This window comes from Leptospira fainei serovar Hurstbridge str. BUT 6, assembly GCF_000306235.2.
In the GTDB taxonomy this organism is placed as follows: Bacteria; Spirochaetota; Leptospiria; order Leptospirales; family Leptospiraceae; genus Leptospira_B; species Leptospira_B fainei.
The window spans coordinates 86,048-107,988 of sequence record NZ_AKWZ02000010.1 but is presented as its reverse complement, the minus strand read 5'-3'; the positions used below and the strand labels follow the sequence as shown (position 1 = coordinate 107,988).

General features: G+C 42.9%; 25 protein-coding genes. 12 read left to right on the top strand and 13 right to left on the bottom strand.

All coding sequences use genetic code 11. The features are described 5' to 3' along the window. Nucleotides 1-1,404 carry a DNA recombination protein RmuC gene (gene rmuC / locus LEP1GSC058_RS09520; protein ID WP_016550343.1) on the bottom strand — a complete coding sequence of 468 codons (1,404 nt, stop codon included), beginning with the start codon at nt 1,402-1,404 and terminating at the stop codon, nt 1-3. Nucleotides 1,405-1,546: 142 nt separating this feature from the next. Further along, on the bottom strand, nt 1,547-2,308 hold the full coding sequence (locus LEP1GSC058_RS09515) for a DNA alkylation repair protein (protein ID WP_016550497.1): 762 nt from the start codon (nt 2,306-2,308) through the stop codon (nt 1,547-1,549). Between the two features lie 107 nt (nt 2,309-2,415). Between LEP1GSC058_RS09515 and trhO the strand changes: the two genes are divergently transcribed. Continuing rightward, the gene (gene trhO / locus LEP1GSC058_RS09510; protein ID WP_016549646.1) at nt 2,416-3,462 is read left to right on the top strand and encodes an oxygen-dependent tRNA uridine(34) hydroxylase TrhO; all 1,047 of its coding nucleotides are present in this window, start codon (nt 2,416-2,418) and stop codon (nt 3,460-3,462) included. An 84-nt stretch (nt 3,463-3,546) separates the two neighbouring features. Next, nucleotides 3,547-4,443: a 4,5-DOPA-extradiol-dioxygenase gene (ygiD, locus tag LEP1GSC058_RS09505; RefSeq protein WP_016549450.1), complete on the top strand. Its 897-nt coding sequence runs from the start codon at nt 3,547-3,549 to the stop codon at nt 4,441-4,443. Here ygiD and LEP1GSC058_RS09500 read toward each other — a convergent pair. Genes LEP1GSC058_RS09500 through LEP1GSC058_RS09490 form a run of 3 tightly spaced genes read right to left on the bottom strand, consistent with a single transcriptional unit; the run spans nt 4,430 to nt 7,097 of the window. Next, nucleotides 4,430-5,032 carry a 2-hydroxychromene-2-carboxylate isomerase gene (locus tag LEP1GSC058_RS09500; protein WP_016550256.1) on the bottom strand — a complete coding sequence of 201 codons (603 nt, stop codon included), beginning with the start codon at nt 5,030-5,032 and terminating at the stop codon, nt 4,430-4,432. The two genes, ygiD and LEP1GSC058_RS09500, sit on opposite strands and share 14 nt — an antisense overlap. 12 nt (nt 5,033-5,044) lie before the next feature. Further along, on the bottom strand, nt 5,045-5,956 hold the full coding sequence (locus tag LEP1GSC058_RS09495) for a bile acid:sodium symporter family protein (protein ID WP_016550894.1): 912 nt from the start codon (nt 5,954-5,956) through the stop codon (nt 5,045-5,047). 13 nt (nt 5,957-5,969) lie between these two features. Then, nucleotides 5,970-7,097: a TauD/TfdA family dioxygenase gene (locus LEP1GSC058_RS09490; protein ID WP_016550148.1), complete on the bottom strand. Its 1,128-nt coding sequence runs from the start codon at nt 7,095-7,097 to the stop codon at nt 5,970-5,972. Nucleotides 7,098-7,334: 237 nt separating this feature from the next. Between LEP1GSC058_RS09490 and LEP1GSC058_RS09485 the strand changes: the two genes are divergently transcribed. Next, entirely contained in the window at nt 7,335-8,246 is a 912-nt protein-coding gene (locus tag LEP1GSC058_RS09485; protein WP_016550679.1) for an aldo/keto reductase, read from the top strand. 140 nt (nt 8,247-8,386) lie between these two features. Here LEP1GSC058_RS09485 and LEP1GSC058_RS09480 read toward each other — a convergent pair whose 3' ends face one another. Beyond that, complete coding sequence (locus tag LEP1GSC058_RS09480; RefSeq protein ID WP_039948261.1) at nt 8,387-9,400, bottom strand: zinc-dependent alcohol dehydrogenase family protein; 1,014 nt, start codon at nt 9,398-9,400, stop codon at nt 8,387-8,389. A 150-nt stretch (nt 9,401-9,550) separates the two neighbouring features. On the opposite strand from LEP1GSC058_RS09480, the gene LEP1GSC058_RS09475 reads away from it, so the two are divergent. The 3 genes from LEP1GSC058_RS09475 (at nt 9,551) to LEP1GSC058_RS09465 (ending at nt 11,393) form a co-directional block, all read left to right on the top strand. After that, a complete protein-coding gene (locus LEP1GSC058_RS09475; protein WP_016549477.1) occupies nt 9,551-9,949 on the top strand; it encodes a SufE family protein in 399 nt (132 codons plus the stop codon). 57 nt (nt 9,950-10,006) lie between these two features. Beyond that, the gene (locus LEP1GSC058_RS09470) at nt 10,007-10,351 is read left to right on the top strand and encodes an MmcQ/YjbR family DNA-binding protein (RefSeq protein WP_016549869.1); all 345 of its coding nucleotides are present in this window, start codon (nt 10,007-10,009) and stop codon (nt 10,349-10,351) included. 163 nt (nt 10,352-10,514) lie between these two features. Next, entirely contained in the window at nt 10,515-11,393 is an 879-nt protein-coding gene (locus tag LEP1GSC058_RS09465; protein WP_016550848.1) for an alpha/beta hydrolase, read from the top strand. Nucleotides 11,394-11,472: 79 nt separating this feature from the next. Here the strand turns inward: LEP1GSC058_RS09465 and LEP1GSC058_RS09460 are convergent, their stop codons facing one another. The 4 genes from LEP1GSC058_RS09460 to LEP1GSC058_RS20320 form a co-directional block, all read right to left on the bottom strand. After that, nucleotides 11,473-12,018, bottom strand: a complete 546-nt coding sequence (locus LEP1GSC058_RS09460; protein WP_016550490.1) for a TPM domain-containing protein — start codon at nt 12,016-12,018, stop codon at nt 11,473-11,475. A 6-nt stretch (nt 12,019-12,024) separates the two neighbouring features. After that, the gene (locus LEP1GSC058_RS09455; RefSeq protein WP_016549739.1) at nt 12,025-12,903 is read right to left on the bottom strand and encodes a TPM domain-containing protein; all 879 of its coding nucleotides are present in this window, start codon (nt 12,901-12,903) and stop codon (nt 12,025-12,027) included. An 11-nt stretch (nt 12,904-12,914) separates the two neighbouring features. Then, the gene (locus LEP1GSC058_RS09450) at nt 12,915-13,481 is read right to left on the bottom strand and encodes a LemA family protein (RefSeq protein ID WP_051133818.1); all 567 of its coding nucleotides are present in this window, start codon (nt 13,479-13,481) and stop codon (nt 12,915-12,917) included. Nucleotides 13,482-13,588: 107 nt separating this feature from the next. Then, entirely contained in the window at nt 13,589-13,726 is a 138-nt protein-coding gene (locus LEP1GSC058_RS20320) for a hypothetical protein (protein WP_016549439.1), read from the bottom strand. A 145-nt stretch (nt 13,727-13,871) separates the two neighbouring features. Between LEP1GSC058_RS20320 and LEP1GSC058_RS09445 the strand changes: the two genes are divergently transcribed. Then, on the top strand, nt 13,872-15,602 hold the full coding sequence (locus tag LEP1GSC058_RS09445) for a SpoIIE family protein phosphatase (RefSeq protein ID WP_039948533.1): 1,731 nt from the start codon (nt 13,872-13,874) through the stop codon (nt 15,600-15,602). A gap of 156 nt (nt 15,603-15,758) precedes the next feature. After that, the gene (locus tag LEP1GSC058_RS09440; protein WP_016549889.1) at nt 15,759-16,871 is read left to right on the top strand and encodes a sensor histidine kinase; all 1,113 of its coding nucleotides are present in this window, start codon (nt 15,759-15,761) and stop codon (nt 16,869-16,871) included. Between the two features lie 39 nt (nt 16,872-16,910). Here LEP1GSC058_RS09440 and LEP1GSC058_RS09435 read toward each other — a convergent pair whose 3' ends face one another. Together LEP1GSC058_RS09435 and LEP1GSC058_RS09430 are read right to left on the bottom strand one after the other, a co-directional pair. Further along, nucleotides 16,911-17,855, bottom strand: a complete 945-nt coding sequence (locus LEP1GSC058_RS09435) for a DMT family transporter (RefSeq protein ID WP_016550702.1) — start codon at nt 17,853-17,855, stop codon at nt 16,911-16,913. 47 nt (nt 17,856-17,902) lie between these two features. After that, nucleotides 17,903-18,610, bottom strand: a complete 708-nt coding sequence (locus tag LEP1GSC058_RS09430) for a hypothetical protein (protein WP_016550588.1) — start codon at nt 18,608-18,610, stop codon at nt 17,903-17,905. 128 nt (nt 18,611-18,738) lie between these two features. Here LEP1GSC058_RS09430 and LEP1GSC058_RS09425 point away from each other — a divergent pair, with 128 nt between their 5' ends. The 4 genes from LEP1GSC058_RS09425 (at nt 18,739) to LEP1GSC058_RS09410 (ending at nt 20,877) form a co-directional block, all read left to right on the top strand. Continuing rightward, on the top strand, nt 18,739-19,155 hold the full coding sequence (locus tag LEP1GSC058_RS09425) for a hypothetical protein (RefSeq protein ID WP_016549912.1): 417 nt from the start codon (nt 18,739-18,741) through the stop codon (nt 19,153-19,155). 50 nt (nt 19,156-19,205) lie between these two features. Then, nucleotides 19,206-19,595 (top strand): hypothetical protein, encoded by a 390-nt coding sequence (locus tag LEP1GSC058_RS09420; RefSeq protein ID WP_039948259.1) that lies wholly within the window; start codon nt 19,206-19,208, stop codon nt 19,593-19,595. Nucleotides 19,596-19,790: 195 nt separating this feature from the next. Beyond that, nucleotides 19,791-20,132, top strand: a complete 342-nt coding sequence (locus tag LEP1GSC058_RS09415) for a hypothetical protein (protein ID WP_232224664.1) — start codon at nt 19,791-19,793, stop codon at nt 20,130-20,132. 46 nt (nt 20,133-20,178) lie between these two features. Continuing rightward, nucleotides 20,179-20,877: an LIC_13076 family protein gene (locus LEP1GSC058_RS09410; protein ID WP_016550659.1), complete on the top strand. Its 699-nt coding sequence runs from the start codon at nt 20,179-20,181 to the stop codon at nt 20,875-20,877. 156 nt (nt 20,878-21,033) lie between these two features. Here the strand turns inward: LEP1GSC058_RS09410 and LEP1GSC058_RS09405 are convergent, their stop codons facing one another. After that, entirely contained in the window at nt 21,034-21,906 is an 873-nt protein-coding gene (locus LEP1GSC058_RS09405; protein ID WP_016549906.1) for a class I SAM-dependent methyltransferase, read from the bottom strand. Nucleotides 21,907-21,941 lie beyond the last annotated feature (35 nt).

Sequence of the window (21,941 nt, the reverse complement as noted above, 5' to 3'; positions counted from 1 at the left end):
CTAATCGGCCGACAAAAGGCTAGGCTCGTCCCCGTCTTCGTCGTTTAGAAATGTGGCTAATCGTTTCTTGGTTTCATCTTTGGAAACGATCGCTCCGAGTTCCATGATCTCGCCGGCCTTTTTAAGTACGTTTCCTTTTCCCGTTTTCAACTTTTTCATCGCATTATCGTAATGCCCCTGGGTCGCGGTCAAAGACCCGCCGATTTTCTCCAGATCACCCACGAAATTGCCTAACTTTTCCAAAAGTAAGCCGGATTGACGCGCGATTTCTTTCGCATTTCGATCCTGATCTTCCAGCCTCCAAATATTCGATACCATCTTAAGCGAAATCATTAATGAAGAAGGGGTCACAATCAGAATATTCTGCTGATAAGCTTCGAGAGCCAGGGATGGATCCTTTTGCAAAGCCCAGAATAAGGCCGGCTCGTTATGTAAGAACATTAATACAAAATCGGGAGAATTCAGGCCTTCCAGGTATTGATAATTCTTTCTAGATAAATCTTTTACATGTTTTCTTAATGCGGCTGCGTGTTGCTCGAGAAAAATATCTTTTTCCTTTTCGTCCTCGGTACCGTAAAAAGAAACATACGCGTTTAGGGAAACTTTGGAATCCAAAATCACGCAGCGATTGCCCGGTAAGCGAACTATTACGTCCGGCCGTTTTTCTCCCTCTTCGTCCTTGAAACTGTTTTGTCGAAAGAACTCCTCGCCTTCTCGAAGACCGCTCCGTTCCAAAATTCCCTCCAAGATTTGTTCCCCCCAATCGCCCTGCGCTTTCTTATCACCTCGAAGCGCTTCGGCTAGATTTTTAGCTTCGGCTTGCAGACTTTCATTCAATTTCGCCAAGGATGAGATTTGTTCTTTTAGAGTTGCGGCGCTTATTTTCGTTTCTTGAGTTGAAGTTTCCACTTTCTTCCCGAAAATTTCGATATTCTCCTTTAACGGTTTTAACAGATCTCCCAGTTTTTCATGAGTTTGCTGATTGAACTTTTGAGAATTATCCAACAAAACTTGATTTGCAAGATTCTTAAATTCATCCTTTAATTTCGAAGTCATTTCCTCGAATTCCTTCTTTTGGTTCTCGAGTCGTTCCTTCAAAAGATCGGATTCCTTTTTCATGGACTGCCAGGCGCCGATAGCTTGCGTATTTTTTTCGGAAAGCGCCTTTAGTTCCGTTTCCAATTGTAGAGTTCTTTCTTTCGAGCGCAGCTCTGTTGCTCGAATTCCGGCAAGTTCCATTTTTAATTTTTCGTGTTCGTTCGGAGATACCTTTGATTCTCCGCTGTATAATCTCTTTGCTAAGAAAAACGCCAGACTAAATCCGACAAGTATGCCCACCAGTAAAACGATCGCGTATTCCATTCTTCCTCCTTTTTGAACCGACCGGTTTTTCGGGAAATCCATTTCCCGATCCGAAAGTATTCTATTTTAACCTTGTCCCGGACAAATTTCGAAGGTAGAGCCTGGCTTTGGGCAAAAAGTAAAGACTTTCGTTCTTTTTTGAGAAAAACAATCACCCTAGTATTAGAAGATCCGGAAAAATATCCTATTTTCCGAACGCTAGATATTTCTTTCGAAGAGGCTCCGGAAATTTTTCGATCGCATAGCGGAGCATCGTTCTCGGCATCGAACCGGCATTCTGATTTAAAAATTTTATTTCCGTTTGTAGATTCCGGTTTCCGACTTCTCGAAGCATCCAACCTACCGCTTTATGAATCAAATCTTCGGAATCATTCAGAAGAATTCGAGAAATCCGAATCGCATCGGAAAAATCACCTTCGCGAATAAAGGCATAGGTGGATATAATGGCAATTCGCCTTTCCCAAAGATTCTTCGATTTCGCAAGTCCGTACAGGAGACTCCTATCTTTATCCGCTAAATATTCTCCGATCATAGTTCTTGCGCTCAAATCCACTAAGTCCCAATTATTTACGTATTTGAGATTCTTTAGATAAAAATCATGTAATTGCTTTCGATTAATTTCTTCCGTTTTGGAGAAGGTTTCACAAAGAATAAAAAAACCGGTTAGCCGCTCCTCGTGAAACTTAGATCGGACTAAGATCTGCACTTCTTTGAGCGGTAAGCCTCGATGTTTTTTAGAGATCGTCCGTAGAGAAGGAACTTGTATGCCTAAAAAAACGTCTCCCGCTCCATACTGTCCGGGTGCGGTTTTAAAAAAGCCGGCTAAAATTTTTGCTTTGGCCGGGTCGGCTAATTTTTGAAGTTCTTGCGAGATCTCGGATGCCTTTGTACCGATTCCGGTCCGGATTTTGTCTCGTTCTTTTGCTCGTTTTTTCTTCGTAGGCATGGAAATGGAAATACGAGTCTACCGGCGGGAGGAAAAGCCTTTTTCGACTTGCAATTGAAAGCGAGCTGCAAAACCTATTTTTAGGAAGGTGTGATCGGCGTTTGAATATGAATAAAAAGCCTCTGCACAATATTTATAGCAAAGATATACTTAAGCAGAAATTGGAAAACGAGCCGTTTCGTAGAAGAACCATCTCGTTTTATCGATATGTGATTCTATCAAACCCGGATTCGCTGCGTGATCGATTGTATTACGATTGGGAAGAATTGGGAGTGTTGGGGCGAATCTATCTTGCACAAGAAGGAATCAACGCGCAGCTGTCGGTGCCGGAGCATAACTTTCAGGCCTTTCGAGATTATTTGGATGGAACGGAAGAATTTAAGAATGTTCCGTTCAAGATCGCTGTCGAGGATGACGGACATTCCTTTCTAAAATTGGAAATCCGAGTCAGGCGCAAAATTGTCGCAGACGGAATAGATGACGAAAGTTTTGACGTCACGAATGTAGGAACTCATTTATCCGCGGAGGAATTCAATCGGAAACTCGAATCTCCCGATACGATCGTAGTCGACGTTCGAAATCATTACGAGTCGGAGATCGGGCATTTCGAAGGAGCTGTGCTTCCTCAAGCGGATACGTTCCGCGACGAACTTCCGATGATCGTCGAATTGTTAAAAGACCAAAAGGAAAAAGAGGTTTTAATGTACTGCACCGGAGGAATCCGATGCGAGAAGGCTTCGGCCTATTTGAGACATCACGGATTTAGAAACGTGTATCAACTGCACGGAGGAATCATATCTTACGCTTCGGAGATAAAGGAAAAAGGTCTAGAGTCGAAATTTAGGGGTAAGAATTTCGTTTTTGATCAGCGACTGCAAGAAACGATCGGTAGCGAGATTATCAGCCAGTGTCATCAATGCGGCTCCACCTCTGCGCGTCATATCAACTGCGCTAACCCGGCCTGTCATATTTTGTTTATCCAGTGCGAAGCCTGCGCGAAAAAATTCGACGATTGTTGTTCGGTAGAATGCCAAACGATTCATTTATTGCCGGAAGAAGAGCAACGTAAATTAAGAAAGGGTAAAGTCGCTTCTAATCAACATTTTTCGAAATCCGCCATTCGGCCGAAAGTTTTCGAATTGTATCGAAAATAATTTAGGATTATCTTCGCAGCTCCGAAAGAAAAATAGTTTAAGTTTAAATCAATTTTCGCAACGTAAAAGTCTAACTAATAGAGCATGGATCAAATCGGTTCCGACGGCGAAAAGTTTTCCCGTCGTAAATTTCTTGGTGGCGCCTTAGCTTCTTTCCTGGTTGCTCTCGGCGTCGGGAAAAGATTCAGCGGGAAAAAAGGAGATAGTGAAATGAATAGGGCACCCGTTTTTTTTGTCGGTCACGGTAGTCCGATGAATGCAATCGGAGAAAATGAATTCACGAAGGGTTGGGCGGCGAGCGTTCAGAATCTTCCTCGACCGAAAGCAATTCTTTGTATCTCCGCCCACTGGGTCACTCGAGGAAGTCGGATTACCGCGATGGAATCACCCAAAACGATCCACGATTTTTACGGATTTCCTCAGGAACTCTTCGATGTTCAGTACTCGGCTCCGGGTAATCCTGCGCTTGCTAAAGAAATTTCAACCGATTCCAGAACTCAACGGCTAGATTTGGATTATGAATGGGGACTTGATCACGGTTCTTGGAGTGTTCTTCGTCATATGTATCCAAATGCAGACATCCCAGTTTTACAACTGAGTTTAGATGCGACGAAACCTGCCGGTTGGCATTATGAATTTGCCAAGGAGCTTGCATCTCTACGCGATCAAAATACGCTGATTGTCGGCAGCGGGGATCTGGTTCACAATCTTAGATTGTACAATTGGCGTAACGAGGAAGAAATTCCGGACTGGTCCAAGGAAGCGAATGAAACTTTCAAAGCTTTGATTCTTAAGCGAGATAGCAAAGCGCTTTCGCAATATCAGAATTTAGGTACCGCGGCTCAACTTGCAGTGCCTACGCCGGAACATTATATTCCTATGTTGTATGCGCTCGCATTGGCGGGTGAAAACGAGGAAATCTCATTCTATAACGATAAAATCCAGAGCACGGTATCCATGACAAGCTTTAGGATCGGATAAGAAATTCTATGGCATCCTCCAAGCGATCGTCCCCCCAAAAGAGTTCGCCTTTTACGATAAAGCTAGGCGCTCCAAAAATCCCAAGGGACTTTGCGATTTCAGTGTTTTCCCTCAGAAGGGATTTTGCGGCAGGCGATTCGCCGCTTGCAAAGATTTCATTATCGGGTTGACCCAGATAGTTTAAGATTTCCTTTAAAACGATCGGTTGCGAAATATCTTTTCCTAACGCGAACTCGGCCTTATATACGAGTCTTACGAACTCATGGATCCACTCCTCTTCGCAATAGAGCGTCGCGATTCTTGCAGCCCTTAATCCGTTTTGCGGAAAGATCGTCGGTCGTTGAAACGGTAACCCGTATTTTTCGCATCTTCGTTCCAAGTCTTTCCACATGTATCGACCTTTCACCGGAAAGAGATTAAAAGGAGAATCCGCCAATCCTTGCTCTCGAAAAATCGGGCCTAACAAAAACGGTTTCCAAATGGGTAGAACTCCCTTTTGTCGAGCGAGTGTTTCGATTCTTGCAACGCTTAGATACGAATAAGTGCTCGCAAACTCGTACCAAAAATCAAATGTCGGTAGATCGCTCATGAACGTACCTCTTTAAGCTATCTCTTGATTCATTTTTTTACGACTCCAAATTCCTGCGAGAATTAAGCCGCTAATGATATGCCAAACACCCCACCAGGCGGCGACTAAGGCCATGGAACCGAGCCCTTGAAAAAAAGTGAAGATCAGAACCAATCCCAAACCGGAATTTTGAAGTCCTGTCTCGAGAGAGATCGTTCTTCGCTCCCTTACTGCCAATCCCGCTATCCGAGCAAACGTATATCCGCCGGCCAATGCAAGTCCGTTATGTAAGAATACGAGCCAAAAGAGCCAACCGATATTATCGAGAAAGGAATTCCAATTTCCGATCAAAGCGATTAAAATAAACGATCCCAGCATCAAGGTAGAGCCTATACGAAACGGTTTCCGAAGTTTTGCGGATGCGTGGGGAGCGTATCGATTCGTCAATAGTCCGATTATTAAAGGAAGGAGTAATATTAATAAAATTGAAAATAGTAAATCTTTAGAATCGATCTGAACCTCCTTCAAACGGTCCGCTGCCGGAACATAGAACTTCCCCCAAAAAAAGAAATTAAAAGGAGTGAAAAACCAAGCGAGAAGAGTCGTAGTCGCCGTTAATGAGATGGAAAGAGGAACATTTCCTCCCGCTAATAACGTGATGAAGTTCGACATATTTCCCCCGGGACATGCAGCTACTAAAAGCATTCCCAGAGCGATACCCGGATAAGGTCGGATCAAGAATATTAATCCGAGCGTTATTGCAGGCAATAAAACCAGCTGAGAAAGCAGCCCTACGATTGCAGCTTTGGGATGTTTTTTTAAATTGGAAAAATCCGCTACCGAGAGCTCTAAAGATACGCCGTACATAACGAATCCGAGGCAAACGTTCAATATTACTAGACCGGTCGGGCTGAAGTTCAGCCGAATCAGATCAAGGTCGGCCATTAAATTTCTTCCTTTAATCGGTCCAAGTGACTAGAATTTCTCTCGGTCCGGAAAAGGGGAGTCTCCCGTGCGAAACCGAGTAGTTATCGATTAAGAGAACATCACCTTTTTGCCATTCGAAAACCGATAGATGCTTCCAGAAAGTATCGCTTACTTCTCGAATTTCCGCGAACGAAATCGGAGTTCCGTCTCCGAATTCGATATTAGTTTCGAATTTTTCAGGATCTCTCAGCAATTTCTTAAGATTGGTCAGAATGAATATGACTCCGTAAAGGAAGGCACTCCCTATACTCCTTTGAAATTTTGCTATTTTTCGGTATTCTAACAAAGCTGCATCCACGTGGAAAACTTGGCTATGATTGTGCCAAGCTTTCGTATTGGCCGACGGATGCGTTCTCACTGCAACCTGAATGTTTGTCAATTTCAGTTCGTCTTGAGGAAGCCAATCCACTTGAAAGGTTTGTTTTGCGGCTATATCCTCTACCTCCTCCTTGTGAACTGTTGAAAACATCTCGTCCCAACGTTTCGTTTTCCACATACTTACCCTCGGAGCGTTAGGCCCGTCATATCGACGAATATATTTGACACCCTTTGTTTCGAATTTCTTTAAAATCCTTGGGTTCATATCTTCGTATACTTTACGTAAATCTGTTATAGGGGTTTCTCCGTTTTTAACCGGCGGAACTTCGCAATAAAACATAAGTTTTCGAGGAGGCTTATTTAAAAAACTCATCTCCGCATGTTGCATAATGGGATAGTATGGAGGTAATTCGCTGGCCGTATGAACGAATTTTGTTATGCGATTCCTGGGAGAAGTTCCCAAATAATCGGTTTTCAAATTCTTATCCAAAGCTAAGGCTACGGCTTCGAATTCCAACGGACTGGAAACGGAAAACCCTCGGAAGAGGACGGCGCCGTACTCAATTAAATCTTGATCGACCGTCTTTTTATTTTTCGAAATCCAAGCAGGAAGAAATCCCGGTTCTAAAGAATTAGTATCTCCGGGATTATAGATCCTTGGTAATTCTCTTCCGGGAAAAAAAGATTTTTCTACCCTACCTAATCCTTTGGACGTATTTTTACGAGCGGAAATTTTCCTGATTCCACTCGCCTTCTTCAAAGATGACGGATCGGTTTTCAAAGAGAACCTCCTGGCGTAAGGTGAACCGTTTATATTCGAATCAGGAGGGGCTGGCAATTCGTTTTTATAAGATTAATCCCTTGTTAGATTATCGGAATTTAAAAACGATTGGCTACGCTGTGAAGCCGGTTCGTCGGTCTTTCCTGCCGAAATGGTAGAGAAAAGTCATGCCGATTCGCAATAAAAATATCTTGATGAGGCATTGATTAGAGACTCAAATAGGGTGGGGAGAAAAAAATGATTCCATCCATTTCGCTTACAGAGGGAGGTCCAGCCTTATCAAGGCTCGTGTTTGGCTGCTGGAGATTGCATTTGGATCCGCAAGGATTTGGAGCACAACGAATCTTGGAGAAGATTGAATTTTCTTTGGAACTCGGGATTTATACGTTCGATCACGCGGATATATACGGCGAATATCAGAATCAAGAACATTTCGGAAAAGCGCTTCGCTTGAAACCCGGTCTTAAGGATTCGATAACGATCGTGACAAAATGCGGAATTCAAGTCCCGGGCGCAAGGCATCCGGGAATTCATTTAAAACATTATAATACTAGCGAAGAACATATCTTAGAATCGATCGATTCTTCTTTAGGAAAATTAGGAGTCGAAAAAATCGATCTTTTGTTGATTCATCGTCCTGATTTTTTAATGGACGCGGACTCCGTTGCTTCGGCGTTCTTTAAATTACGCGCTTCCGGAAAGGCGATGCATTTCGGAGTCTCTAATTTTACTCCGTCGCAATTTCAGCTTTTACAAAGTCGGTTGAATTTTCCGTTAGTTACCAACCAGGTGGAGTTTCATCCGTTACATCCTTCTCCGTTAACTGACGGGACCTTTGATCAAGCGCAAGAATTACGATTTCGTCCAATGGTATGGTCTCCGACCGCAGGCGGAAGAATCTTTTCGCATAATGGAGATCGTGAAGTAGCCGTGCGCGACGCTCTTGAGCAATTGGCTAAGGATAAGGGAGTGTCCGCGGATGCCGTTCTGTATGCTTGGTTTCTGCTTCATCCTGCCGGTATTCTGCCGGTCCTCGGAACGAATCAAACGAATCGTCTTCGGTCTGCTGCGGAAGCGTTTCGTATTCATTTGACGAAAGAGGAATGGTATAGAATTTGGGCGGCCGGCGCCGGTCACTCGATTCCCTAATCGAAACTTCGTTTATTAGAACTCGGCGTTTTGTAAGATTCGCTTTAATTCATTTTCCGTCCGCCGGTTTTTTTGCGAATAAAACCGTGCGAAGCCGAAGCGGCGCGAAGAATAAAGTCAATCAAAGATCAAATTATAAATCACATTTCTATCACTACCTTGCCGAAATGTTTCCCGTCCCTCAAATATTCCAGCGCCTTCGGAAATTCGGAGAAAGGAAAAATCTTATCGACGATCGGTTTGCTACGGTGAAACGAGATCGCCTGATTCATCCGTGCAAAATCGCTTTTACTTCCCACTATGACCCCTTGGATTCGGATTCCTTGCATTAAAACGGGAAAGAGAGATACTGTAGCTTCGCCTCCGCCTGCGACGACACCGATCAATGCGATTGTTCCGCCCGGACGAGTCGAATTAATCGATTTTTGTAAAGTTCCTGCACCTCCAATTTCTATCACTAGGTCCGCTCCTTTCATGGCGGTTTTCTTTCTGATTTCACGATCCCAGTTCGCTTTTGAATTATAATTAATGGTATCGTCGGCACCGAGGATTTTGGCTCGTTCTAATTTTTCGTCGCTGGAGGAAGTGACGATCACTTTGCATCCTAGCATTTTCGCGAATTGTAATGCGAATAGGGAAACACCTCCGGTTCCGAGCACAACGACCGTCTTTCCGGGCTCTAATCCTCCGAACGTTACCACCGCATTGTAGGCCGTTAAACCGGCGCAGGGTAAGGTGGAAGCTTCCGCATAGGAAAGGTGATCCGGAAAAGGAATGACGCCTGTTTCCGGAAAAATTCTGTATTCGCTTATTAATCCGTCTAAAGGGCCACCCAAGGATTCCTTTAGATTTTCCAGTTCGGGTTCCCCGGCTTGCCAACCTTGCGAGAATATTCCGCAGACCCGATCGCCTACTTTAATTTTCGTAACTCCGGCCCCAATCTCCACGACTTCTCCGGCTCCGTCCGATAAGGGAATCAGCGGAAGTTTTTGGCGTGGATTGTATTTTCCTATGATCATCAGAAAATCTCTATAATTTAAAGAGCAAGCCTTTACCTTAATTAGGACTTCACCGAAACCAGGTTTCGGATCGGGACGAGAATTGACTGTTAGGTTTTCAATGCCGAATTGATTTTGAATTTCGAATACTTTCATAGCGTCTGTAGCGACGAATCCTCGACAAAATACCGTAAGAGTCCAGCCTAAAAGTGCGGATAAGAATGAACGATCATATCTAAGATAATTTTGTTTTGCCACTAAACCTGTCAGTTTTATGATAGATTGAGAAGGCCATAAGGATTCTCAATGTCGAACTTGGAAGAAACCCAGCAGGAAATTATAAAGGAATTTTCCGAATGCTTAGATTGGGAGGAACGCTATCAACTCTTGATCGAAATCGGAGATACTCTTGCGCCTCTACCTCAGGAACAGCATACCGAAGATAGATTGGTTCCAGGTTGCCAATCGCGAGTTTGGATCGTTTCGCAAGAGAAAGACCATAAGCTCTATTTTTCCGCAGACAGTGATTCGGCAATCACCAAAGGAATGATCGCGCTGTTATTGCGAGTCTTTTCAGGTAGAACGAGGGAGGAAATTCGATCCGCCTCCCTGGACTTTCTAAAGGAAATAGGTTTGGATAAGCATCTTTCGATGAGTCGTCGTAACGGATTGTATTCGATGGTGAATCGAATCAAGAGTTTATAATATATTGCGATTGATTTTTCCGATTTCTTCCGTAATCCTATCGTTTGTATAAATAAGATGAAATCGGTCGAACAATTACAAGAATTTTGTAAGAGCCTCAAGGCTACGACTATCGACGTAAAGTGGGAATCCAATTTGGTTTTTTCCGTTTTCGATAAAATGTACTGCATTTACGGTCTCGAAAACGGAACAGTTTCCTTCAAGGTCCAGCCTGAAGAATGGAGCGACTACGTTTCGACAACCGGTATCATCCCCGCTCCGTATTTGGCGAGAAACGGATGGGTCCGATGTAATCGACTTAATTTACTTAAGAAAAAGGATCTGGAAAAATCGATCCGTACTTCTTATCGACTGATCGTGGAGCGTTTGCCTAAAAAAATCCAAAAAGAACTTTTCGCTTGAGATGGATTTTACGGAAGAAGAAGGATGCATCCGATTTTTCAATATCCGCGAACGAGAAATGAAGAAGAACAATAAAAATTGTTTGATTTATACGGATTTCCGGATTTTGTAATTCCGGTCGGATCGGTAAAAACATCCACTTCCCTAAGAAGACGGAAGAAATATGAAAGAAATACTTAAAGAATTTTTAAGCGAAGAAACGATTTGTCGGGGAACACTTTATCTTCCCGAGGTCAAGAAACCGCCGGTCATCGTAATGGGCCATGGAATCGGAGCCGAACGAAGGTTTCGCTTACCCGAATACGCGAAAAAATTTTGCGAAGCCGGGTTTGCCGTTTTCCTGTTCGATTATCGGAATTTCGGCGAGAGTGAAGGACTTCCTAGAAATCTTATCAATCCGTATAGGCATGTGCATGATTTTTTGGAAGCGATCCGATTCGTGAAATCGTTGCAGGAAGTGAATGGAGAAAAATTGGGAATTTGGGGAACTTCCTTTGGAGGAGGCCACGTTTTGGTGGTAGGCGCGAAGAGTCCGGACGTGAAAGCGGTCGTCTCTCAAGTTCCTTTCGTCGACGGAATTTCTACGACGAACTCGTTCCCGATTTCCTATCAAATATTAGGATTATTGCATGGATTGTCCGATGTAATTAAATCTTTATTATTTCTTTCTCCGCATAAAGTTCCCATCGTCGCGCATCCGGGAACTTTCGCCTTAATGAATACGGAAGATTCCTATGACGGCTATACTCATCTGATAGAGAAGGGCGCAAATTGGACAAATGAAGCTCCCGCAAGGATTTGTTTACTTTTACCGACGTATCGTCCGACTGTCTACGCTAAGAAAATCAAAGCTCCCGTTCTGATGCAGATTGCAAAGAAAGATTCCCTGATACCGTATCGGGCAGCTATCAAAACGAGCGGGAAAATCGCTCAATGTAAAATGAATCTATTAGATATGGGTCATTTCGAGCCGTATTTCGGGAATTTGTTCGAACAAACGATTCGCGAGCAAATCGAATTCTTTAAAGAAACTCTAAAATAGAAGTCTCGATTTTTCGGTTCTTTCCGGATAAACCCGGTTATCTTAGATTCGTTTAGGAAAGACTTAGGTCTTTAAAGCGTTAAACAATATACGGTTCATCTGGAAGCTCGTTCGGATTTTTTCCCTGGGCGGGGAAATGTTTCTTGAGGATCTCCGTCAGTTTTTGAATCCCCTGAGTTAGGCTTTTCTTATATTTCGATTCTTTAAAGCCGTCGCTTATTTCATTGGCAATGGAATCCAGATTTTCTTGCCCAATTTTCTTATAGATGCCCCTATCGGCTAACAAAACGATTTTTTTCTCGGCCAAAAGTAAATAGATTAAAATACCGGTGTTTTCCTCGGTGTCCCATACTCGCAAAAAAGAGAACATTTCTACCGCTCTCATTTTGGCGGTTTTTCCCGACCAGACTTGCAGCAATGGCAGTTTAGTCTCGATCGCCAATCTCAATTCCCCTCGATGCTGTGCTTCCGAGGATGAGATCATCGATTTTAATTCTTTTAGATCCCCAGCATTAAGATATTTTCTTAATAAACTAAACCTTAATGAATCGTGAGTGCCGATCCCGAAAGAATCCAAGATTCCTGCTCGAACGTGTGAAAGAAGACGAGATATATTGTTAGCCATAGTTTATCACCAATCCGAGGAGGATCCGCCCCCGCCAAAATCTCCACCGCCTCCGCCCCAACTTGAGCTGCCGGACGACGAACCCCAAGACGAGCCTCCTCCGCCCCATGAACTCCAGGTAGACCCGCCTCCGCCTCCACCGCTTTTAATCGTTGAATATAATACCCAAAGTATAATGAAAAATACCGTAAGAATCGGCAATAAAGCGGATAAAGAAATTCCGAACGTTCCACCAACCCAATAGGCAATACCTGTCGCCGCTATAGCTTGAATCGGCGAAAATAAACGCCGAAGGGCAAAACCGACGAAGATTGCGATGATTCCTAAAACGATGAAATACATCGTCATATCCGAGGAACCTCTATCGGAACCGTGAAACGAAGTATGTGTATCCGGTTCCGGGAGGGGTTCTCCGTCGATCAACCCTATTACTTTATCGATTCCCGCATCGATTCCTTCGAAGTATTTTCCTTCTTTAAAAAGAGGACGAACATACTCGATTTGAATTCTTTTACAGGTGGCGTCAGGAACGGCGCCTTCCAATCCTCTACCGACTTCAAAGCGCATCTTTCGATCGTCTTTAGCGATTACGAAGATGATACCGTCTGCGATGGATTTTCTACCGATCTTCCATGCATCTGCGACGCGGATGGAGTATTGTTCAATCGTCTCCTCTCCGGTCGAAGGAACGATTAGGATGGCGATTTGACTTCCTTTTCTTTCTTCTAATTTTTCTAATTTACTTTCTAAAGAAGTAACTTCTTCCGAATTTAATGTTCCGGTTAAATCCGTTACCCGACGAATAAGCGACGGAATCGAGACCGGTTCCGAAAAAATCGGGATCGATACAATTAATAAAAGAAAAAGGACGACGAATCGTTTCAAGGATATCCAGCTTAAAACTTAACTTGAGGAGGTTTGGAAACTTCCGCTTCGTTTTCCACCGTAAAATTCGGTTTCGGGGCGTAGCCGAACATTTTAGCCGTAATTACGTTCGGAAAGGTTCTTACCGTTACGTTATATTCCTGAACAGATTGGATGTATCGATTGCGTGCAACCGTAATCCTGTTCTCGGTTCCTTCCAGCTGGGCTTGGAGTTCAAGAAAGTTCTGATTGGATTTTAAATCGGGATATTTTTCGACTACAACCATCAATCTTGAAAGAGCGGAAGTCATTTGACCCTGCGCTTTATTAAATTTTGCGAATAAATCCGGATTATTCAAAATTTCCGGAGTTGCCTGAATGGATCCGACACTAGCTCTCGCCTTTGTCACTTCGGTAAGTACGTCTTTCTCTTGAGCGGCATAACCCTTAACCGTATTGACTAAGTTCGGGATTAAATCCGTTCTTCTTTGGTATTGGTTCAATACTTCGGACCAAGCCGCAGTGACTTTTTCGTCCTGGACCTGAATCGTATTGTATCCGCAGCCGAAAGAAAAATACGTACCGATAAATAAAAGCATCCACGTGGAAACTTTGCGTGAAAAAAAAACTTGGGACATTCCCACCTCCGAACATCCGTAGTTTAGGGTGGGAAACGCCCGTTGCAACCGGTTTTTTCCAAATTCTCTTACGCCGCTTCCTTAGGCGATGTTTGGCTCTTTTCTAAGGCTTTTTTCCGAATTTCTTCTATTAACTTATCCGCGAGAATTTCCGCCAATGCGGAGATTTTATCGTGGTTGATCGAGATTTTGCGCGTAGTTTTCATGGGGGATCCTCCAGGGGTGTTACGGATAGTTTACAGATGTCCCGGACAAATTGCTTCGAGCCTGCAAAAAACAGTTCGAATTCTCGCCTTCCGAAAGCCGATATTAAGAAGAAAAATCTCACCGGGGCAAGGGTTCGGAGCGAGGATTGAATTGGATTACAGAAAACGACTCGATGAAATCGAGCGAATCGAAGGGTATTTTACTCGGGCTCCGGAGGGGATTTGGTGCTATGAGCTGGAAGAGCCGGTAGATATTCGACTTCCGGTCGATGAGCAATACCGAATCATTTACGAAACCGCGAGATTAACGCATTGCAATGATACTATGGCCCGAATGTACGGATATCGTACGGCGGAAGAGATAAAAGGGACTCTCCTAAAAAATATCCATTCTTTCGAAAATCGTTTTAGCAGCATCGGGCTGCTGGAATTTATCCGTTCCGGGTATAAAACCCACGATGCTGAATCCGAGGAAGTGGATCCTAAGGGCCTAAAAAAGTTTTTTTTAAATACTGCGCTCGGAGTAGTGGAGGACGGGAGATTACTGCGGGCATGGGGAGTGCAAAAGGATGTCACATTAATTCGCGGAGCGGAATTAAGATTAAAGAGGACTCTTAGATTAGAGAGTTTGTTAAGCGAAATCTCTAGAAACTTTTTAAGCACCGATCCGGGAAATACGAGCCAAGCGATTAATGTAGCGCTTGCAGAATTGGGAAAATTCTGTAATGCCGACAGAGCTTACGTTTTTCTATATACCCACGCGGGTTTGACTATTTCCAACACTCATGAATGGTGCGAAGACGGGATCGAACCTAAGATGCACCGCCTTCAAAATCTATCTCTGGAGGAATTTCAAAAAGGCGATCTGGAAATCATCAGCAACCGAGGATACATGCTGTACAATTCGTTGGAGGAAATCCCGGCATCCCACGAATCCTTACGAGGATTCTTATCGAAACTTTCCATTCAATCCGTAGTCGTCGTAGGATTGACCTCGCACGATTCCGAGCTAGGTTTTATCGGATTCGACTCAATTAAAGGAAGAAAACTTTGGACCGAAGAGGATATTTACGTTTTAAAACTAGTTTCCGATCTTATCGTTTTGGCCTTCGATCGTAAAAAGAAAGAATCCGATCTAAACGATTTTTACGAGAGAATGAATCATGATCTTGAATTGGCCAGGCTAACCCAGCGATCTTTAGTTGCCCGCGATTTTCCTTCTTCCCCTTTTTATCAATTCGAAAGTTACTTCCGTCCGTTCGAGAAAGTCGGCGGGGATATCATCACTTACATCCAACATGAAACCGGAGTGCTTGATATTCTTTTCGGAGACGTTTCTGGCCATGGGATTTCGTCGGCAATGGTGTCCGGTATGGCAGTATTATCTTTTCGTCATCATGCTAAAACGGGGATTTCGCCGGCAGAAGGAATTCAACAATTTGTAAGCGATCTTAAACCGATGGTAGTAGAGCATCATATCGCTGCAGTTTGGGCACGATTCTTTCCTCTTGAGAAGAAATTGGTTTATTCTTATGCCGGACACCCTCCGATTTTGCTTTTCCGCGGCAAGGAGATGATCGAATTAAAAGGAATGAATCTGCCTCTGCTTATCTTCGATTCGATCGAATACTTTAACGAGTCTATCGACTTAAAGTCGGGAGATCGAATCGTGTTCTATTCGGACGGAATGTATGAGATTTTTAATGCGCAAGGGCGGATTTTAGATCTGCCGGGTTTCCAAGCCATTCTTTCGGAATATAGAAATATCGCATCTCTCGAAGAATACATCGAACAAGTGATTTCCGAAGTTTTTAAGTTTTCCGAAGGTATTTTCGGCGACGATATGGCAATGTTGGTTCTGGACCTAAAGGGCTAAGTTTTAGACCGAGCGTAGGATATCCACTTTCAACGTTCGTATCGTTCTTTCATTATTTAAAAAAATTCTTGGCATACGAAGTTATCGCTTATATAACTTGTTTCCTTTCATTAAAGAAAGAGAAATTTCTGCCAATTAAATAAGTCGGTTTCCGAAATGTTCCTTGATTCGTTTAACAAAATATACTCCGACCGGGACTATTTGACCCGCCATCGAGCTCTGCATCTCTTGATTTTCAATGCCTTCGTATCGGCTCTCGGAATCATTGCGAATATTATAGCGATCAAAAACGGATCGTTTCGTCCCGGATTTCTTACGGTGGCAATTTCCGGTCTTTTTTCCATCTGGTTCCTATTTCATAAGAAATACCAGTATGCATTGAATTTAACCTTAATTTTTAGCCTTCTCGGAATTACCATCGGTTGGTTTTTCGGAACCAGGGGGGTTAACCAGGGATTTAGTATTCCGACGATCATTATTCTTTTCTTATATTTTTCGGATATAACAAAGACGATTTTGGTTTCCGTTTATTGTCTCGGGTTGCTATTGATTCGTTCGTTTTGGTTGCAATATCAAAGTCCTCCCCAGGAGGTGCTATTTACGGATACTTTATTCCTTTTTTTGCTTTTTACCACCATTTCGATCATGACCGTTAGGATCTTGCACGGTCATGCGCAGGAAAAGGATGAGTTAATAAAAGAAATTCATCATCGAGTGAGAAATAATCTTCAGGTTCTATCAGGATTAGCGGATATACATCGGGATTCTAATGCGGTCGTTTCGGATCATCAACCGTATTTGGACTTTCAAAATCGGATCATAGCAATATCGGAAGTTCATAATTGTCTTTATAAAACCGAAAACTATCGTGAAATCGACTTTTCCCAAATCATCCGGGAAATTTCATCGAACCTTTCCGAAAAATACGGAAAAGGAATCGTAGAAGTCGTGGAACCTCAAAGTAAAGTTTTTCTGCCGATTGAAAGTGCGGTTCCTTGCGCTATGATCGTAAACGAACTAATTTCCAACGCGATAAAGCACGGTTCCGACGGATCTAATAATGCCCGGGTAAGCGTCGAAATTAAAAAGGATGGCCCATTCTACAGGTTAAGTGTTTCGGATTGGGGCGCCGGAATGTCCGATAGCCAACTTTGGCAAAATCCTAGGACAACCGGATTTACCCTGATACAAATTCTGGCGAAACAACTTAAAGGCAGTTTAAAAATCTTTCAAGAAAACGGAACGAAGGCGGTTTTGGAATTCTCTTAATATCTTTTGATAATCGAAATTGAATTCGTCGGGAATTATTTAGACTGCGATCGCTTTCTTTCTGCTTAAAAGAAGTACTCCGGACAAAACGAGAGCCGTTCCTCCCAAATTCTCCCAAGTTATTTGTTCGTTTAATAAGCCTGCCGAAAGGAATAGCGTAAAAATCGGGCCTGCACTTCCCGCAATCGACGCTTTGTTCGATCCGATTCTCTGGATTCCCGCAGTGGTGAGAAAAGCGGGAAGGACGGTCGTTAAAAATCCGAGCGCAAAGCCGTAAGCATACACCGGCCAGGGTTGTGAAAATATCGATACGACTTCTTTCCTTAAGAAGAAATGTAAAAGGACGAATCCTCCGGACCAAAGCATTAATAAGGCGGTAAATCTCCGGGAACCTAGTTTCGGAATCATTTGTCCGCTCCCGATTAGATAGACGGAATACGCGAGCGCCGAAAGGAAGACTAAAGCGGCGCCCAAGATCGATTTTTGACCGTTTGCTTCCGCATCGGGAAGAAACGCCAATAGGATCCCGGAGTATGTAAGCGCGACCGCATATAGTTCAACAGAATGAGCTTTCTTTCCCAGGAATAAAAAACTTAATAATAGGACTAACGCGGGGTATGTGAAGAGAACAAGACGTTCCATCGAAGCAGCTAAATACTCTAACCCCCAAAAATCGAAGAAGCTTGCTAAATAATATCCTATAAAAGCAAGAACGACTACGTTAACGTAATCCTTGGAAGAAATGGGAGTCTGATCGGTTCGATTCGATTCTCGATATAAAATGAATGCGAAAAAAGGAATCGCGAAAAGCATTCGAAACGCTAGAACCGTAACCGAATCCACTCCGTAATTATAGACTAACTTTACGAGCACTCCTTTCGATGAAAAGAGGACGGTACCTAATAACGCGTATATAAATCCTTTCGTTTCTTCCGTGGTTCCGGTCGAAAGACGAGTCAAAAGGGTTTCACGTTTAAGATCCATATTTCCAGCTTTCTAAGAGAGCCGGGGGGTTAAAGTAAGAATCGCATTTATTCCCCCAAAAAGAAAAAATTCACATCTTTCCTTTCCAAAAAATATCCACCTTTCGGATTTGTTGCCGGGAAGAAATGATCCGTTTGCGCGGCTTCCAAAAGGCTTGAATCTTTGAGTTCTTTAATTTTCATATAGCACTTTGATAGAAACAGTGCATGACCGCAACCGAGCAAATGATAACCCTCATGAACGATCGTTGCCGAGGGACTGCTCCAGAATAGCTGATTGATGGAGAACGTATGCGCAAGAATATATCCTCTCGTACCTGTGTATCCGTCGACCGCGCCCAAAACTTCGGGAACCGGAATGAAAAAGAAAGCTAGGATTATTTGTGCGATTTGATAGAAAAAATCGGTAATTCTCACTCCTGCGAACGCTAAAATTCTATCGCAATTTTCCGGAAGCGGAGCTTTGTATAATTCTGCTAAAATTGCAAAACCCGTCCATCCAGGACGATTCCAGACTTTTATCTGCGAAACATTCGCTTTTAATTTATACAATGCTAATTCATCGTTCCATGCGTCGATGAGGGAACTCACCCGTTCGGACGAAACGTTTTCGTCCTTCCAAACGCAAACGCGAATCGTTTGGAGTTTTCCGAAATCTTCGCCGGCCCGGATCGACTCTCTGTGAAACCCAACTGTCGTGCAAGCTTCTAACAAGAAGTAAAGCAAAAGGAAAAATAGAACTCGAATTCGAAACATGCTTATTCTTTCCTAAAAATACGGGCTCCCATTTGAAATACTGAACCGGAAGCGTTTAGGAAATACAACTATCAAAAAATAGGAAAAAACTCTTGCTATAATCTTTTGGAACCTTACTTTCCTTCCGCATGCAACAAAACCTATTTAGTCTTCAATTTGTCCATGCAACAATCGTAGCCGGGCCGATTTTCTTTTTGGCTGTCAGTTTTTTTATCGGAGGCTCCAAAGATCAGACAGAGGCTTCGATATCCGGGATATTACTGGCTATTTCACTTTTCAGCGTTCCGTTAGCGTTCTTTCTAAGGAAAATTCTCTCTAAAACTTCCAAAGAAAAAAGCTTAGAGGAAAATCTAGGAAATTATAGAACTTTGAAAATCGTCACTGCGGCGATCGTCGAGGGTGGAGCGTTGTTAAATTGCGTGATGTATTTTACGACGGGATCTTTCTTTTCACTCGGCGGAGCGGCGCTTCTGACAATTGTCAATTTGCTTCAATTTCCTCGACTATCCGAATTTACCGAATTGTACGGAATCGATAAGAAATAAAAAAATCGGCTTTTCCGTAAGAGGGTTTCCGGTTATCTTTAAACTGATAAATGAAGACCGCAAAACTTAAAACGCCTTTAACACCCTTTCAAGCGCTATTTCTAATACCGTTAGCTTTGTTTTTGCTAAGCGTATTCGTCGGAGAAATCACCCGCCTGTATAGATTGCACGATGAGAGACGTTCTTATTCGCAGTTAACGGAAATTGATCGGTTGTTCGAAGATTTATCAATGAGCGAAATGTTCCAGAAATACGGTTATGATTTCAGAAATAAAATGGGTGCAGACGAAAGGATTTCTACGGGTTTGGAACCGGAATATTCGATTGAGAGAGGAATTCCTAAATTCTTCCTGTTTCTTTTAATCTTTTTATATCCGGCTTATCTTTTCTTTCGGTTTATAGGAGACTTAGTTTCCGGCGATAAAGGGAGGGCGGTATGAAAGGACGAGATTTACGGAAAAAAGAAGGTTCGGTAAAAACTTCAAACTCATGCGTGGGGTGGAATAGTCCGAAGAAATAATATGGCCGGAAAGTCGGGACAAAATCGAAAAAAGGGGAAACCGCGTACCCCTTTTATAGTCTTTTTGCTGATTCCGCTTTTCTTATTCATACTTACCGCTTTCGTCGGAAGTTTTTTGAAGTTAGATAGAGTTCGATCCGAAGCCGCTTTCGAAAATCGCTTGAATCCGTTGGAGAAAATTTGGCGAGGCATTCAGTTGAAATCTTATGCCAAGGAATACGGTTACGATTACCGAAATAAAATATCCGAAAACCAACGACGTGTTTTAGGAATCATACGCGAGTCTTTCTTGGAGGTACAGCTTCCAAAATATTTGTTTTTAGCATTAGTAGTCATTATACCCTGTTATTTTTTTGCGAAATTACTCAAAGAAAAAACCACTCAAACAAGGGATAGGGCAGTTAAGATCTCTTCGAAACCGATTCGAAATCCAAACCCCAAAATTGGGCGGAAATAAATAAATAGATTGCTTATGTAAACTGCATATATGGAACTACATCTATATGAAAAGTAATATGTATCGCCTGTTTGCTTCTGCGGGATTGATTCTTTCCATATTAATGCATTTGGCGTGCAGTTTTGATAAGCGAATTGAATTTTCCCAACCGGAAAAACTTGCCTTAGAGGCGGACGGTAAGTCTTGCGCTTCTCTCGGACAATACAACCGCTGGTACGCGTTCTATGGAATGTGGAAATTTTCCTCTGCGGAACCCGCTCTCCCTAAGCAAGAAGGGAAAATCTATATTTTAGAGAACAAAGCCGATTGGCAGCATGTCGCTCTTTCTCTTTTATTAGGTGTGATGACATCGATCTCCGTTCATCCGGTCAAAATTTCGGAATGCGATACGACGACTCGTTTCGTTCATAAGGACGAATACGATACTTTCTTTGAAAACGAGCGAGAAAAGGCTCGTTCCGATTTCTTTGCGGAAAGTGAAAGGTTGTTCGAAGATTCCTTACGAAAATATTTAGATCGAAGCAATCCGGGCGATTCTGCAGGAAAGAATTACAGTACGATTATATATCGAAACGGAAGGATCCAAGAGGCGAGAGTGTTGGGGCAGGACGTAGATTCCATAAAGATCGAATGGGATGAATCCGATCAGATTAAAGAAGCTTCGGTGCTCAAAAAGGAAATTTACAAAGTCATTTTTGCCACGAAAGTGATTCGAGTTAAAGATAAGCCCTCCGAAAAACCTTAAATAATTCATAATATACTACCGGGTCGCTAAAAGCAGAGCGACTCCGGTGGCAAAAATTCGATCGAATTTTCGTCTTTTCCATATCAGGAGAAAATTCCGGAATTCGATATTATCAAAAACGAACCGTCTACTTTATAGAATTCGATTTTTAAAATTCTAATATTTGGGTTTTCCGAAGCAAAGAGCCATCATATCTCCCTGGTCGATTTTTTTGACGGCCCAATCCGCTAATCTCTTGGAAGTTTTGAAGAATGTTCCCGCATTTTTTCTGCCGGTTAATCCGCTTCCATACGTGATATGGGATAGAGGTAGATAACCTAAATCTAAACAAAGTCGCCGGATTCCGGGTAAACTATAATAATAAAGATGTTCGGGAACGTTTAAGTATCTCCATTTCGCGCCCAAAATATTCGCAAGCAGACCGTGGCGACAGGTGGAAAGAATCATTCTTCCGCCGGGCTTTAAATGAATCATGATTTTTTCGAGAGTTTCTTTGGGGCGATGCAGATGCTCGAGGCTTGCCCAAAGAGTGACTAGATCGAACTGTTGAGAACCGTTAGCGTCCCAATTTAGGAAATCTTTTTGTTCGACGTCTAATTTTAGAGTTTCCTGTGCGAATGCTACGGGGCCCGGAGCAATGTCCAAACCTTTTACGTTCCAATCCCGATCTCTTAAGTAATCTAAAAAATATCCCGCTGCGCATCCGACATCCAACGCGGATTTATTCGCAGGCAATTTATTTTCCCATGTAAAGAAACCTAAATCTTCAAGGTTGAGACCGTAGACTCTCGATATTTCCCGTCTTGTTGTCTCCGAATAATAATTATCGTATCCTCGGTCCGTCCGCTTGGTAAAGTAAGTGTCTTCATAATATTTCGCGACCTCTGCCGGAGAAGGTTGAGGGTTTACTTGGACTAATCCACATTGTGAACATTTTACGATTTTGAATGTTTCTCCCTGCGGGCTTGCCTTGGAGAAAAGAAAGCGGAACGTCAGGGATCCGCATGTATTGCAAGGAATTTGCTCCATATATTGATCTCATCGGCTGCAATGATGAGTAGGGG

Coding starts and splice junctions, on each gene's coding strand:
- rmuC (WP_016550343.1), bottom strand. CDS start 1,404: ATGGATTTCCCGAAAAACCGGTCGGTTCAAAAAGGAGGAAGAATGGAA.
- LEP1GSC058_RS09515 (WP_016550497.1), bottom strand. CDS start 2,308: ATGCCTACGAAGAAAAAACGAGCAAAAGAACGAGACAAAATCCGGACC.
- trhO (WP_016549646.1), top strand. CDS start 2,416: ATGAATAAAAAGCCTCTGCACAATATTTATAGCAAAGATATACTTAAG.
- ygiD (WP_016549450.1), top strand. CDS start 3,547: ATGGATCAAATCGGTTCCGACGGCGAAAAGTTTTCCCGTCGTAAATTT.
- LEP1GSC058_RS09500 (WP_016550256.1), bottom strand. CDS start 5,032: ATGAGCGATCTACCGACATTTGATTTTTGGTACGAGTTTGCGAGCACT.
- LEP1GSC058_RS09495 (WP_016550894.1), bottom strand. CDS start 5,956: ATGGCCGACCTTGATCTGATTCGGCTGAACTTCAGCCCGACCGGTCTA.
- LEP1GSC058_RS09485 (WP_016550679.1), top strand. CDS start 7,335: ATGATTCCATCCATTTCGCTTACAGAGGGAGGTCCAGCCTTATCAAGG.
- LEP1GSC058_RS09480 (WP_039948261.1), bottom strand. CDS start 9,400: ATGAAAGTATTCGAAATTCAAAATCAATTCGGCATTGAAAACCTAACA.
- LEP1GSC058_RS09475 (WP_016549477.1), top strand. CDS start 9,551: ATGTCGAACTTGGAAGAAACCCAGCAGGAAATTATAAAGGAATTTTCC.
- LEP1GSC058_RS09470 (WP_016549869.1), top strand. CDS start 10,007: ATGAAATCGGTCGAACAATTACAAGAATTTTGTAAGAGCCTCAAGGCT.
- LEP1GSC058_RS09465 (WP_016550848.1), top strand. CDS start 10,515: ATGAAAGAAATACTTAAAGAATTTTTAAGCGAAGAAACGATTTGTCGG.
- LEP1GSC058_RS09460 (WP_016550490.1), bottom strand. CDS start 12,018: ATGGCTAACAATATATCTCGTCTTCTTTCACACGTTCGAGCAGGAATC.
- LEP1GSC058_RS09450 (WP_051133818.1), bottom strand. CDS start 13,481: ATGCTTTTATTTATCGGTACGTATTTTTCTTTCGGCTGCGGATACAAT.
- LEP1GSC058_RS20320 (WP_016549439.1), bottom strand. CDS start 13,726: ATGAAAACTACGCGCAAAATCTCGATCAACCACGATAAAATCTCCGCA.
- LEP1GSC058_RS09440 (WP_016549889.1), top strand. CDS start 15,759: ATGTTCCTTGATTCGTTTAACAAAATATACTCCGACCGGGACTATTTG.
- LEP1GSC058_RS09435 (WP_016550702.1), bottom strand. CDS start 17,855: ATGGATCTTAAACGTGAAACCCTTTTGACTCGTCTTTCGACCGGAACC.
- LEP1GSC058_RS09430 (WP_016550588.1), bottom strand. CDS start 18,610: ATGTTTCGAATTCGAGTTCTATTTTTCCTTTTGCTTTACTTCTTGTTA.
- LEP1GSC058_RS09425 (WP_016549912.1), top strand. CDS start 18,739: ATGCAACAAAACCTATTTAGTCTTCAATTTGTCCATGCAACAATCGTA.
- LEP1GSC058_RS09420 (WP_039948259.1), top strand. CDS start 19,206: ATGAAGACCGCAAAACTTAAAACGCCTTTAACACCCTTTCAAGCGCTA.
- LEP1GSC058_RS09410 (WP_016550659.1), top strand. CDS start 20,179: ATGAAAAGTAATATGTATCGCCTGTTTGCTTCTGCGGGATTGATTCTT.
- LEP1GSC058_RS09405 (WP_016549906.1), bottom strand. CDS start 21,906: ATGGAGCAAATTCCTTGCAATACATGCGGATCCCTGACGTTCCGCTTT.